Here is a 13582-nt window from a genome sequence, read left to right as displayed (position 1 = left end):
GGTGCGGTGGTCACCGCCGTACCCGGGATCTCTGACCTTGAATTGGAGATCTTCAATGGGATATACGCATTACTGGAGCGTGCTGGTCAACGACCCCGGCTACCAGCACATGTGGCCGCAACTCGTGGCCGACACCGCGCGGATCATCGACGCCGTGCGCCGCGCCGGGATCGCCATCGCCGGGCCGCACGGGTGGGGCCTGCCGGTCCTCGACCCCGGCTGCGCCATCAGCTTCAACGGCGCCGCCGAACCCGGACTGTCCGCCGACACCTTCACCCTTGCGGCGCCGACAATCGACGAAGAGCGGCCGGTCTGGACGGCCAACTTCTGCAAAACCAACCTTCGGCCGTACGACGTGGCCGTGGCCGCCGTGCTGCTGCGCGCACGTCTGCTCAGCCCGCACGCGCTGATCCTCAGCAGCGACGGGACCTGGAACAAGCAGTGGAAATACGGCCGCAAGCTGCCCGGCACCCGCCGTCGCGGGCCCAGCGCCCGTGGCCTGATCACCACCCTGTTCGGCACGATTCCCGACGCGGATCCGCTCACCGCGCTGCCGTCGCGCAGCTGGCGGGACTGATCATGGATCTGCGTAGTGCCTATCTGATCCTTGCGTGGCTCTTCGAACCCGGCGATCCCGAACTCAATCAACTGGTGGCCGTCCATGGCGCCGACCAGACGGTGATACAGCTGAGCGGCCGGGCAATCAACCGGGCGATGCTGCGACGTGAGCTCCACGACCGGCCGCCGCACCGGCTCTGGGAGCAGGCGCACCTCGCCGTCGCCGACCCCGGTGATGTGATCACCCCGGTCGATCCTGATTGGCCCGGAAGTCTCGGGCCGGACGCGCCACTGTGTCTCTGGAGCCGCGGCCCGGCCCCGATGCCTGACGCCGGAACCGCGATCACCGGATCCCGGGCCTGCACCAGCTATGGCAGCCACGTCGCCACTGACATCGCCCGCACCCTCGCCGAGCACGGCCGGACGATCGTCGCCGACGGAGGGTGCGGCATCGCCGCAGCTGCCATCCGCGGCGCCCTCACCACCGGGCAGCCGCCGGTCGTGCTCCTGCCCGCGGCTTTGAACCGTTCGCACCCTTCGGCCAATCGTGACCTGTTCGCTGTCGTGGCCAACACCGGTCGGCTGCTCAGCGCATACCCGCCGGGCAGTACCTGCACCCGGCACCGACAGGCCTACAACCGCCGATTGCTCGCCGAACTGACCGCCGCGACGGTACTGGTCGAGGCCGTGCCGGGCAGCACTGTCCTGGACACCGTCCGGCATGCCCTCGACCTTGGCCGGCCCGGCCTGATCGTGCCCGGCCCGATCACCTCGATCCACTCCCGCGGCTGCCACGACCTGCTCCGCGCTGACCGTCGTGCCACCCCGATCGCTACCGCCACCGACATCCTCACCGACCTGCAGCGATAAATCCGAAGGCGGCCATCTTTGATGGCCGCCTTCCCTTTTTGCATGCGAGAAACATGGATTTGGTACGGGCGAGAGCGCGCGAGCCTCGTCGTGGTTTTTGCTTTAGCGGGCCGTCGTGCTCGCGAGCACTGCTTATGGCCGCACCACCGGCTTCTCGAGCCCTTGGCCTTTTTTCGTGCCCACGGCGTTAACCTCAACGATCCTTGACACGAAGCGACGGTACCTGCAGGCACGTCGACCTGCGCCGTTGTAGCTACGCCACCCAATTTGTCGGCGGCGCCTGAAAACTGACCCTTTCTGAACGCTTGGGTTCCAGGGCCAAAGGGGTCAGTTTTCGGGCGTCCTTGAAAACAGTTGCGCCGACGGGTCGGACAGGTTCTGGCGGCCGCGATTCACGCCACCGGGTACGGAGACGGACCATCCCCGCGTACGCGGGAAACAGTCGCGGAGCGCGTCGAAGGGCGACTGGGTCACCGGACCCCCGCTCTGCGCGGGGCAGAATCCGGACGACGACAAGCAGCCGCCGGGCGAGCGGGTAGCAGCCGAGAAGCGCGGCGGAGATTCAGCTGCTAGCGGGACCACCCCGCGTGCGCGGGGAACAGGGGCCCCGCGTGCGCGGGGAGCAGAAGGGCGGCAAGGCCGCAGCGGTCACCCGGAAAGGACCACCCCCGCGTGCGCGGGGAGCAGACGAGCTCCAGAATGTCCGGGTCGTCGATGTAGACCACCCCCCCCGTGTGCGCGGGGAGCAGAGCCACCAGCCGCCCGCGAACGACGCCAGGTCCGGACCACCTCCGCGTGCGCGGGGAGCAGCCAGGGCACGGTCGGCCAGAATTGGTACACCACCGGACCACCCCCGCGTGCGCGGGGAGCAGGCACCATGCTGCCGAACTGGAAAGCGAAAGATGGGACCACCCCCGCGTACGTGGGGAGCAGGGTAAAGCTGCCTCCGCCGACCTCGGCGAGGCGGGACCACCCCGAGTGCGCGGGGAGCAGTACGCCACCTGCAACGCCCGCTCGCTGATGCACGGACCACCCCCGCGTGCGCGGGGAGCAGTTATTCCGGCACCCGTACGGCTTCCGAACCATCGGACCACCCCCGCGTGCGCGGGGAGCAGACCATTTACGACCTGTTCTCGTTCGGCGTCTCGGGACCACCCCCGCGTGCGCGGGGAGCAGACCGGCGACAGGGTGTAGCTGCCCCCAACCGGGATGAACGACTTGTCCGGACCACCCCCGCGTGCGCGCGGAACAGGACTTCGGGACGGTCGCGGTGGACGAAGCGTCGTGACCACCCCTGCGTGCGCGGGGAACAGCCGCGCGGCGAGACCGCTACTGCATCTACCTGGGACTATACCGCGTGCGCGGGGAATAGTTCATCGGACTCTTTATCCGATTTGTCGCAATCACGGACCGCCCTCGCGTGCGCGGGGAAAAGTTCGGGCCCCCGTCCTCGGCCGCGGGCGGCTGCGGACCAACCCCGCGTGCGGGGGGTGTCCCTATGGGTTCTGTCAAGCGGCCAGGGCGAGTTTTTCTACCGGTTTCGGCTGGTAGGGGGTGCGAGTGCGGAGCATGGCGTGTAGGACGTCGACGCGGCGGCGGGCGAGGCAGATGAGGGCGGCGTCGTGTTTCTTGCCCTCGGCTCTCTTGCGGTCGTAGTAGGTGCGGCTCGCCGGGTCGGACAGGGCCGCGAACGCGGATAGGAAGAACGCGCGTTTGAGCTGCTTGTTGCCGCCTTTGGGTGGGTGCTCGCCGCGGATGCTGGTGCCCGAGCGGCGGGTCACCGGCGCCAGTCCGGCGTAGGCCGCGAGGTGACCGGAGGTCGGAACGAGGCGACGTCACCGACTTCGAGCAGAATCCGGGCTGCGGTCCTGACCCCGACGCCGGGCATCGAGATCAGGACCTCCGAAAGAGGGTGTGCATCGAGCATCCCCTCGACCTGCTCGGCAACCTGGTCACGCTGTCGCAGCAGGTCACGAAGGCTGTCCGCCAACCGGGGCAGGATCGTCTCGGCGGCAGTGGTTCCGGGAACGACCACGGTCTGGGCGTCGAGGGCGGTGAAGATCTGCTCGACGAGGCGGACGCCCATGCGGGGTGCGCGCGGTTTGACGATCTCGGCGAGTTTCGACCGGCCGGCCTTGCGCAGCCCAGCCGGACCGCCGCACCGCGACAGCACTTCCAGAACGGCGGCATGCTGAACTTTCGGGCCCAGGACCCGCTCCAGCGGCGGGTGGATCTGGGTGAGCAGCCCGCGGATCCGGTTGCTGATGCGGGTGACCTCACCGGCGAGGTCATCGTCGTAGCCGACCAGCATCTCCAGCTCGGCGAGGGTGTCGTCGCCGGCGTCGACCCGGCGCAGCGTGTGCGGCAGCGTGCGGGCGGCGTCGGCGATCACGTAGGCGTCGCGGGCGTCGGTCTTCGCGGTGCCCGGGTGCAGGTCAGCGAGCCGGCGCATGACTAGTCCGGGCAGGTAGGCGATCTGGTGCCCGCATGCTCGGGCGACCGCGACGGGCAGGGCCCCGATCGACGCGGGCTGGTCGACCACCGCCAGGATCCGGCCGTGCCGGGCGAGTTTGTCGAACAGTTTGCGCAGCCCGGCCTCGGTGTTCGGCAGTGCCGCGTCGTGCAGTCGCTTACCCGCCGGATCCAGTGCGACCGCGTGATGGTCGGTCTTGCCGACGTCCAAGCCCAGAAAAACGCCGTACTCGTTGGTCACGTCTCGTCTCCCACGATGTCCATCATGGGCTCGGTCGCTGGTCAGAGCGTCGGACTGCCGGCAGCCACGTTACGGAGAGACCTACCCATCAGGGGTGGCCGGGTCCCTATCAGCGGTCCGCCGACGCCACCCGGCCCGGCGACAACACCCCCCGGATCATGCGTTCGACAGGGGCAGTAAGTCATACCGGACCGAGCGACCGAGCTGTCCCCATCGGGGACGATCAAAAAGGTAACGGGGGGGGGAACAGCGTAGAGCGACGTTGCGGCGGTGCTCGGGTACGGATCACCCCCGCGCGCGGGGAACAGACGGACTGACCGTCGAACGTAAACGTTGTCCCCGGACCACCCCCCCCGCGCGGGGAACAGAGGTCCTCGAGAACCCGGTCGACGGCTGTCTGCGGACCACCCCCACGTGCGCGGGGAACAGCCCCATCACCCGCGACAGCGCCGACTCGGCGTCGGACCACCCCCGCGTGCGCGGGGAACAGGGGTTTCCGATGTTGCCGTTCAGCGTGTCCAAGGACCACCCCCGCGTGCGCGGGGAGCAGGCTGATCGAGGCACCGGACGGTGAGACCTACGCGGGACCACCCCCGCGTGCGCGGGGAACAGCTGTGCGTCGAGGCCTGCACCAACGGCATCGTGGGACCACCCCCGCGTGCGCGGGGAACAGGAATCGCTGCGGCTCGACGTCCAGGACAAACTGGGACCACCCCCGCGTGCGGGGGAACAGTACTGCTACACCAGGCATCCTGGTGGTCGGCAGCGGACCACCCCCGCGTGCGCGGGGAACAGGCACCTCGGCCTCGTACCAGACCGCGCCGCGCGGACCACCCCCGTGTGCGCGGGGAACAGTTCGCAGCGGGCGGCCCTGCCGCCACGCAGGCCGGACCACCCCCACGTGCGCGGGGAACAGCCCTGACCGACCTGAGGAGTTCGGCACGATGACGGACCACCCCCGCGTGCGCGGGGAACAGACCTCGGCGGTCGTGAGCGGGCGGGTGGTGCCGGACCACCCCCGCGTGCGCGGGGAACAGCAGGACGCGCCGCAGCTCTACCAGCGCGGCCGGGGATCACCCCCGCGTGCGCGGGGAACAGCGACTCCGTGCCCCCGCTCGTAGTCGGCGAGTCCGGACCACCCCCGCGTGCGCGGGGAACAGCCGGGCGTCCCCGTGGTAAGCGCCGGGAGGGTCGGACCGCCCCCGCGTGTGTGGGGAACAGCTCGTCCGCCGCCCCCAGCTCGGCCCGGCCGAGGGACCACCCTCGCGTGCGCGGGGAACAGGCCTCGGATGGCGTCTTGGCCGATCTTCCAGAGGGACCACCCCCGCGTGCGCGGGGAACAGCTGCCGGAGGCCGCCACCGCCTTCATCTCCTACGGACCACCCCCGCGTGCGCGGGGAACAGCCAGCCGCCACCTTCCGAGAGCAGCGCGAGGCCGGACCACCCCCGCGTGCGCGGGGAACAGGCCAGGTTGAACGTGGAGGACACTTCGTCGCCCGAACCACCCCCGCGTGCGCGGGGAACAGCCGGGCGCGCTCAGGTAGCACATGCCGGGCTGCGGACTACCCCCGCGTGCGCGGGGAACAGACCTCCGAGTCGTTCATGGGTTGCTCCAAGTACGGACCACCCCCGCGTGCGCGGGGAACAGGTCGGCGCCTTTGTCACGGTGCGGGCTGATCGCGGGACCACCCCCGCGTGCGCGGGGAACAGAACCCCGCGTTCCGGTTCGCGCAGCAGACCGTGGGACCACCCCCGCGTGCGCGGGGAACAGGTCGGCGCCCTTGTCACGGTGCGGGCTGATCGCGGGACCACCCCCGCGTGCGCGGGGAACAGAACCCCGCGTTCCGGTTCGCGCAGCAGACCGTGGGACCACCCCCGCGTGCGCGGGGAACAGTTCTTCAAGCGACCTAGCCTGTCCAGGTCGTATGGACCACCCCCGCGTGCGCGGGGAACAGTTTTTCTCGTCCAGGAACCGATACCATCCGCAGGCACCACCCCCGCGTGCGCGGGGAACAGGTCTTCCTGGAGGTGCCCGGCAAGGGCCACTTCGGACCACCCCCGCGTGCGCGGGGAACAGAGCATCCGGCCCGGGTGACCGGGGGTGACGACCGGACCACCCCCGCGTGCGCGGGGAACAGGTCGGCGCGATGCCCCGCAAGGGAAAGACGTTCGGACCACCCCCGCGTGCGCGGGGAACAGCTGCCGCGACGCATCCGCGACCAGCGCCGGCCACGGACCACCCCCGCGTGCGCGGGGAACAGGTCCCGTAACGCTTAAAATACTCGGCCATCAACGGATCACCCCCGCGTGCGCGGGGGACAGGCAGCCACTCCGATGAACGGGCCAGCTTTACCGGGACCACCCCCGCGTGCGCGGGGAACAGCGGTGGAGATGGAGCGCGCCCGGTGACGGCCTGGGACCACCCCGCGTGCGCGGGGAACAGTTAAGGGCCCGCTTGAAGATCCGGTACTGGGTGGGACCACCCCCGCGTGCGCGGGGAACAGCTTCCCCCGGAGGGTTTCACGAACCGCCCGTCGGGACCACCCCCGCGTGCGCGGGGAACAGGGGGAGCGTCAAACATCCTTGGTCACACTCTCGGACCACCCCCGCGTGCGCGGGGAACAGATGGTGGAGATCTGTGCGCCGGGGGTCGGGACCGGACCACCCCCGCGTGCGCGGGGAACAGAGCCCGCCGGCGCGGAGCCGGATGGCGTGGTCGGGACCACCCCCGCGTGCGCGGGGAACAGTATCAGCACGCCACCGAGGGTGTCGACGCGCAGGGACCACCCCCGCGTGCGCGGGGAACAGCCTACAGGCCGCGCCTGCCCCGGACCCTGCTCAGGACCACCCCCGCGTGCGCGGGGAACAGATCCCCCTCCGCCAGCGGTAGTTCCACAGCATGGGACCACCCCCGCGTGCGCGGGGAACAGGTTGCCCCAGCCGACCCCATGCCCAAGCACACGGGACCACCCCCGCGTGCGCGGGGAACAGGAGGCGTGGCAGGACGGCAGTTCGCTCGGCGAGTGGACCACCCCCGCGTGCGCGGGGAACAGGAACGGGAGTGCGAATCCCGATCTTGAGAGGGGGACCACCCCCGCGTGCGCGGGGAACAGACCCGGTCGACCAGGTCCGGATCGGTCGAGGTGGGACCACCCCCGCGTGCGCGGGGAACAGACTATTTGACCTGCGGCGTTGAAGATCAAGAGTATGGTTTTTATTCACTAAGAACTGCCGTAGCCGACCGACCTAGGATGGTCTGCCGCGGCGACCGAACCTTCGCCGTTTGGCGGCCTTGCTCCAGCCGGTCGGATTTGCGGGATTGAATATTGGGCCTGCGGGACGGCGGATCAGTGTCACACCGTCCATGTCGACCGGCTCCCAATGGTGGTCGTGGACTGCGAAGGAGAGTTTCTGCTCGCCGCGCTTCTGGTACACCAGAAGCGCCCGACCCGGTCCGGCCATGTCGATGACCCGTGCCCAGAGACGGTCCCGGACTCGCGTGCTGATGTGGCCCACGTATACGCCAGCGGAGATCTCCAGCAACCATTGGGTGAGGTGCCCACGCAGTCCTGGCGGGCAGGCGGTGAGAATGATGACGGTCATCAGAAGTCCACGTCGCCGATGCCTTCGTAGTTGCGGCCGGCGGCGACGTCGAAACCACCGTCGTCCCAGAGCCGGACGGTATCCTCTTCCTCCTCGATTCCGGCACCGTTTTCGGGTCGGAGGAGCAGCATGCGGATGTCTCTGACGCATCGTTCCAGGAGGGCGCCGTCGTGGACGCGATTACGTACTCGACGGCGCGTGTCCGCGCTGATGTCGGTTGAGCCCTCGGCAACCACGTCGAAGGCGATGGGGATAGTGATCTCTGCCTTGTAGAGGTCGGAGATGTCGTACACGAATGCCCGCTCGTGGCCGGTGTGGACGAATCCGAGGCCCGGTGATGCCCCGAGCGCCACGATGACCGCATGCACGATCCCGTACAGGCAGGCGTGGGCGGCCGACAGCGCCTGGTTGATCGGATCGCCGCCGGCGAAGTCCGCCTTGTCATATTCGCGGTGGTTCCAGGCCACACCGGTGCGCTTGGAATGTTCGCGGTATATCCGCCGGACCCGGGCGCCTTCTTTGCCACGTAATTGCTGCATCGACAGGCCGGTCGTGTCTTCGCCGGGGAAGCGCATCGAATACATGGTGCGGGCCACTGCCAGCCGCCGGTCACGGTGGCTGACTGCGGCGGCTTGGGCGATCAGCAGTCGGCTGGAGGAAGCCAGGGAACGGCCGTGGGCGTAGTAGCGCACGCCCCGCTCACCAACCCAGACGATGGTGGCGCCGTGATCGGCGAGCAGGGCGACCGCTTGATGAGTGACGCTGGTGCCGGGTCCGAGGAGCAGAACACCGATCGAGGCGGCGGGGATGTGCACCACGCCGCGGTCGTCGGTCGCGGTGATCGCGTTGCTGTCTCGATGGACGATGCTGCGTTCGAGGTAGAGGAAGCTGATGCGATCCTCGGCCCGGCTCAGGTCGGCGATGTCGGCGGGTGGCATCCCGAAGGAACTCATCTCCCGGTGGCTGCTCCGTCCGCCGGGGCGAGGGTGAGAAGGCCGCAGCCGTACGCCTTGGCGTGCCCGATACCGCTGATCAAGGCCGTGCGGAACGCTTCGCCGTCGACGACGTCCAGGACGCCGTCGTATGTCACGGTGGTCAGCGTGACCGGCTTCAACCCGTGCTTGAAGCTCTGCGTCTGCCGATGGTGCAGGCGCAGGTTCGGGCGGCCGTCCTGCTGTGTCGCCACGGTGAACCCGCAGCGGGCGGCGCGTTTGAGCAGCCACTGCTCCTGTTCCTCGACCCGGAGGTAGCCGAAACGTTGGGTCTCCTTCGACTCCGGGGTCTTGCGTCCGCTGTGCACGGGGTTGGCGGTGAGCCGGAAGGCCCAGCGCTGGCCGGGCCGCAGCGTGGTGAGCAGCGGGTCGTAGTCGCGGGTGTCCCAGGTCGCCGTCGTCGGCCAGCCGGCCTGCTCGACCAGGTGGGTGAGATCCGGCCGGCCGGGGCTGACCAGGTAGAGGTGCACCGTCGCGGGCGCAGGAGTGTCGAGGCGCCAGAGCGTACGGCTGCCGGGCCGTTCATAGTCCGCCGGATCGGCGAATCCGGCCCGGACTGCGGCGTGCATGGCCTGCGGCGACGAGAGCAGTTTGCGTGCTCCGCGGCGGGCCGGATTGATCGCGAAACGGGTGAGGAACATGCTCAGCCTCCCAGCAGACTCAACGGGTCGTGGTCGGTCACGCCGGTTTGCACTGCGAGGTCGTTGGTGACGTCCACGTGTCGGCGCAGCACCGATCGCCAGGTGTGCTGGCGATGTGCGGGGTCGAAACTGACCGGCTCGTCGGGCATGGTCTCCGTGCTCGGCTCGCCGGGGCGGGCGTCGCGGAGAATCTCCAGCCGGACCGTGCGGGCAGCTCGGCGGCGGTGGCGTTCCGTGGCCTGCCACGGCCACGAGTCGAGTGCGTCGTCGAGGTCGGTGTCGTGGACGCCGAGGCTGACCGGACCGGCCGGTGGGCAGGACCGTCGCCCGAGGAACAGTGGGTATCGGGGTCGCCGCAGCGCCTCACCCAGGTTGCGGATCAGGTCGGCATCGCCGTCGACCGCAGCCAGGAAGACCGCGTCGGACAGGTAGAAACGGTAGGTCAGCGGGGCGCTGGCCCGCCCGTCGAGTGACCGGGCGGTCTGGAAGTCGCGCAGGATCTGGCCCGGCTGGTCGAGCCGGACGCCGAATTCCAGACCGAGCAGCTCGGTGATCGGCTCGGTGCGGCGGATTCCCTTGGCGGCGGCGAGCATGCCGATGACACCGCTTTTGGTCGGCGCGATCTCGGTGCCGCGCCGGGCGAACCGGCTGGAGGAGCCCCAGGACTGCATCGGGCCGGCGAGCCGCAGGAGCAGGACGGTCATGCGGGCTGCCCCAGCGCCTGGTCGACGTGCTCGGCGACCTCATTGACCAGCTCGTCCAGAGTGACTGCCTTGCCCAGGTCGGCCAGCACCGCGGTCTGCTCACCGACTCGGGTGACCCAGCTGGCCACCGGCTGGTCGCCGTACGCGCTCTCGACGGCCACCGTGTGCTCGGCCAGCGCGGCCGAGGCCAGCTTGATCCGGCCGGACTCGTTGGTCTCCTGGATGGGCGTCTCGAACGCGCCGACCAGGTTGATCGGCTGCGTGTCGCGGATCCGTACGAGGATCGCGTCCGGCAGGGTCCGGTGGGCGAAGGTGTTCTGCTTGCCGGTCGGCATGCTGCGGGCGAACGCGGTCACGAACGCGGCGACCGCTGCGCGGGTGGCCGACGCCGAGCCCAGCGTCTCGTGCAGGGCGTTCACGTCGACGGTGGCGTACCGGTAGAGGGTCGAGGAATTGAACTCGATGGTGCCGATCATGCCGGCACCGGTCTCGGCCACGTCGTGTTTGCGGTCGTCGACGGCAGTGAAGTAGTCGAATTCGTTGTCGACCGCGTGCACGCTGATGGCGTGGGCGAACTGGCAGGCCGCGTCGACGTTGATGTCGGTCATGTCGGCGACCATCCGGCCGAACATGGCGATGTCCACCGAGTGGTCGCTGTTCGCCAACGCCTTGAACCGGTTCTTGTCCAGCGGTGTGCCGGTGCGGGCGGCCTCCAGTGCCGCGGCCGCGAGGTTGTCCAGCTGCCGGTGGCTGAGGAACAGCAGATAGCCGGACTCGACGTTCTTTGCTTCGGTCTTCTTCTTGTCCGCCTTGGCGAGGCCGGAAGCGACGAACACCTCGGCGGCCATGGCCGAGGCGGTCTCGTCGGACAGGCCCGGGTCCAGGGCTTTGATGCGTTCCGCGAGGGACTCGCCGACCCGCTTGGTCCGCTCGCCGAGCTGGGAGTGGTCGAGCAGATCCCTGAAAGCCAGCCGGACAGCGCGTTTCCAGGCCTGGCTGGAGACGCGGGCGCGGCGTACCCCACCGTAGACGGCGGTCTTCGGTGAGCCGGTGTCGTCGCGGTTGAGGTTGCTCGGGGGGACGGTGTGCAGGGCGTACACATCAATGATGGCGCGGTTCATGACGGGGTCTCCTCGGCGAGGTCAGCGGTGGAACTGTCGGATTCGGTCGTGGTTTGCACGCGGTTGCGGAAGGATTCGCGTCCCCAGGTCGCCTGCACCTGCTGCCGGCCGCCGGGGCGGCGCAGGGTACGCAGATCCTCGGCGAGCAGGCCGTAGTCGAGAGGGATCTGGTGGCCGCGCAACATCGTGATCAGGCCGCGCAGGTGGTAAATGCTTTCGGAGTACGTGCTGGCGGTGCCGAGCGCGGCGAAGCGGCGGCGCACGCCGTCCGGCCCACCCGAGGCCTGAATGAGGTCGGCCACCGCCCGGCCGAGCCCCCGGCCGTTGACGTGCATCCGCTCCCGGCGTGACTGCTGGTGCAGTGCGTACAGGCTCACCGCGTCGTGGACAGCGTGTTCCTGGTCGGTGGCCAGTTCGCTCTGCCGGGTGTCGAGCAGCGCGTCCGGAACATACAAGTACTTCTCGAGGGTGTAGTCGGAGCCGGGATCGCGGCCGACCACCCGGCGCAGCCGGGCCAGCGCACCGACCGCCTCCGGCACCGGCGAATCCCGGAGCAGTTGGACTTGCAGGCTGCCCACGGTCTGGGCGACATGGTCACCGAGCGCGGTGCGTCGCTCCCTTCCCCTGACCTTGCGCGCCGGTGCGTCCGGCGGCGGGGCGTCGGTCGTCGTCACGCTCGTACCTCCTGGTTGTCGTCCGAGTTGGTGGTCATGGTCAGAGCCTTGGCGAGGTCGCGCCGGAACCACGCCTCGGCCTGGAAACTGGAGTAATGGACCTCGCGGCCGTTGCGGTCGGTCTTGGCCCGGCCGACCCAGGCCACCGGGCCGGCCGCTTCGACGAGCTCACGGCCGATCCGCGACACCGCCCGCCGCACGCGGATCTGCCAATCGGTGCGCTCGGCTGCCGGTTCGCTGCCCGGCCCCAGCCGGGCCAGCCATTCACGAAAAGCCCGATCCAGTACGGCGTACGCCTGCTCGGCTGCCCGGTCGGCGGCGCCGCTGTCGTCGGAGCCACCGGCCGCCCGGACCAGGTTCGTGGCGAGCCGCCGCAGTGCCAGGACGGCGGCCTCGGCGTCGGCGGTGGCGTCGATGGCGGTGATCCGCAGCGGTGAGTCCTCGACCAGCAGCAGCACATTCATGGTCAGCGAGTCGGAGAAGACCTCGTCGATGACCGCCTGCTGGGTGCCGTAGGCGACACTGACCGCCCGGGGCCGAACCTGGAAGTCCTGGCCGACCACACCGTTACGGCTCAGGCGGGCCAGCCACTGCAACACCATCGCCGACAGACGCTGCGAAGGTTCGCCGGTCGACGGGACCGGCGGGGGCAGCAGGGTCTGCAGTCCCCGCCACAGCGCTCGGGTGTGGTCGTGCGGCCGGGGCAGATAGATCGGAACCCTCTTCTGCTCGCGTTCGCGTGGGGCGCTGCGGCCCCAGACACTCATCGGCTCCAGCAGCTGGCGGTCCTGCCATTCGAGCCGGTCACCGATGGCGATCATCGCGCCGGTGACGCGATCCGCATCACCGAACAATCTGATCCGTCGCGCTTGCCAGGTATAGAGACTGAGCAGGCCGTACGGGCCACGGGTCGTGTCGGATTCCTCGGCGGCGGTCTGCGGTTCGCGTTCCCACACCGGCAGGTCCCGATCGTCGGCCCGCTGCCAGTTCGGGGCGGCCGGCACCAGGTTGAGCAGCAGGGTCTCCCGCAGCGTGGCGCCATCGAGGTAGACACCGCCGAGGTTGCCGAGCGTGCCGACACCGATCGAGTAGCCCTTGCCCTTCTTCACCCGGGGATCGCCGATGGCGCCGGTCTTGATACCTGCCGGGTCGAAGGCCTGGCAATGCACCAGCCATTGGGCCGCCTCGGCCGGGGAGATCGACTCCATGCCGCTGCCGGCTCGGGTGGTCAGGTACGGCATGCCGTTGGGCACGTCGGCGATGAGCCGTTCCAGCCCGTACGTGTTCTCCTTCTCGGCCTGTAGATCAGCGACCTGATAGAACGGGTGCCGCGGGTGGAACAAGTCGAACCGGTCACTGAACTCCCCGAGGTAGTCGTTCAGATCGGTCATCGGCAGACCGGGATCTCGCCACAGCGCATGCCAGGACGCCTCGCCAAAGGGGCCGCCGGTGCTGCGGTGCAGGACCGCCAGGGCCAGCCGCAGGATCGCGAACGTCTGGGTGGGTAGTTCGCAGGCGATCATGCGGATCTCGCCGGCCTGCTCGAAGAGCCCGCGCAGCGACACCTCCCGGCGCTGCCCCGCCACATCCAATACGGGGATCCATGCTTCGTCGATCAGGGTGAACACTTGAGGGTTACCCACAGTTGCCAAAGCTGCTACCTCTATCTACTGTGACAATCCAGTAACTAGAACCGCTGTATGCAC

At 69.3% G+C, this 13582-nt stretch carries 9 protein-coding genes, 1 pseudogene and 2 CRISPR repeat arrays; of the genes and pseudogenes, 2 read left to right on the top strand and 8 right to left on the bottom strand.

Features of this window, described 5'->3' with window-relative positions; all coding sequences use genetic code 11:
- Window positions 1-55: 55 nt before the first annotated feature.
- Entirely contained in the window at window positions 56-577 is a 522-nt protein-coding gene (locus ACSHV8_RS24135) for a hypothetical protein (protein ID WP_436536031.1), read from the top strand.
- Window positions 578-579: 2 nt separating this feature from the next.
- A complete protein-coding gene (locus ACSHV8_RS24130) occupies window positions 580-1428 on the top strand; it encodes a DNA-processing protein DprA (RefSeq protein WP_436536030.1) in 849 nt (282 codons plus the stop codon).
- A gap of 1508 nt (window positions 1429-2936) precedes the next feature.
- Here the strand turns inward: ACSHV8_RS24130 and ACSHV8_RS24125 are convergent.
- The 8 genes and pseudogenes from ACSHV8_RS24125 to casA all read right to left on the bottom strand — a co-directional run bounded on the left by ACSHV8_RS24125 (window position 2937) and on the right by casA (window position 13504).
- Window positions 2937-4141, bottom strand: a pseudogene (locus ACSHV8_RS24125) (IS110 family transposase).
- A 401-nt stretch (window positions 4142-4542) separates the two neighbouring features.
- A CRISPR array of direct repeats spans window positions 4543-4814; the repeat unit is 28 nt; unit sequence GGACCACCCCCGCGTGCGCGGGGAACAG.
- A gap of 93 nt (window positions 4815-4907) precedes the next feature.
- Window positions 4908-7315: direct repeats of the CRISPR family, unit length 28 nt; unit sequence GGACCACCCCCGCGTGCGCGGGGAACAG.
- A 72-nt stretch (window positions 7316-7387) separates the two neighbouring features.
- Window positions 7388-7744, bottom strand: coding sequence for a type I-E CRISPR-associated endoribonuclease Cas2e (gene cas2e / locus ACSHV8_RS24120; protein ID WP_436536029.1), 357 nt, complete (start codon window positions 7742-7744; stop codon window positions 7388-7390).
- Window positions 7744-8697, bottom strand: a complete 954-nt coding sequence (gene cas1e, locus ACSHV8_RS24115) for a type I-E CRISPR-associated endonuclease Cas1e (protein WP_436536028.1) — start codon at window positions 8695-8697, stop codon at window positions 7744-7746. The genes cas2e and cas1e overlap by 1 nt, the downstream gene beginning before the upstream one ends.
- Window positions 8694-9377, bottom strand: a complete 684-nt coding sequence (gene cas6e / locus ACSHV8_RS24110) for a type I-E CRISPR-associated protein Cas6/Cse3/CasE (protein ID WP_436536027.1) — start codon at window positions 9375-9377, stop codon at window positions 8694-8696. Before cas6e ends, cas1e begins: the two co-directional genes overlap by 4 nt.
- 2 nt (window positions 9378-9379) lie before the next feature.
- The gene (gene cas5e, locus ACSHV8_RS24105; protein WP_436536026.1) at window positions 9380-10081 is read right to left on the bottom strand and encodes a type I-E CRISPR-associated protein Cas5/CasD; all 702 of its coding nucleotides are present in this window, start codon (window positions 10079-10081) and stop codon (window positions 9380-9382) included.
- Window positions 10078-11202, bottom strand: a complete 1125-nt coding sequence (cas7e, locus tag ACSHV8_RS24100) for a type I-E CRISPR-associated protein Cas7/Cse4/CasC (protein WP_436536025.1) — start codon at window positions 11200-11202, stop codon at window positions 10078-10080. The genes cas5e and cas7e overlap by 4 nt, the downstream gene beginning before the upstream one ends.
- Window positions 11199-11876: a type I-E CRISPR-associated protein Cse2/CasB gene (gene casB, locus ACSHV8_RS24095; protein ID WP_436536024.1), complete on the bottom strand. Its 678-nt coding sequence runs from the start codon at window positions 11874-11876 to the stop codon at window positions 11199-11201. Before casB ends, cas7e begins: the two co-directional genes overlap by 4 nt.
- Window positions 11873-13504, bottom strand: a complete 1632-nt coding sequence (gene casA, locus ACSHV8_RS24090; protein WP_436536023.1) for a type I-E CRISPR-associated protein Cse1/CasA — start codon at window positions 13502-13504, stop codon at window positions 11873-11875. The genes casB and casA overlap by 4 nt, the downstream gene beginning before the upstream one ends.
- Window positions 13505-13582 lie beyond the last annotated feature (78 nt).

The organism is Actinoplanes sp. HUAS TT8 (assembly GCF_051380535.1).
Taxonomy (GTDB): Bacteria; Actinomycetota; Actinomycetes; order Mycobacteriales; family Micromonosporaceae; genus Actinoplanes.
The sequence above is the reverse complement of the archived record's forward strand: the minus strand, read 5'-3'. Positions and strand labels throughout refer to the sequence as shown.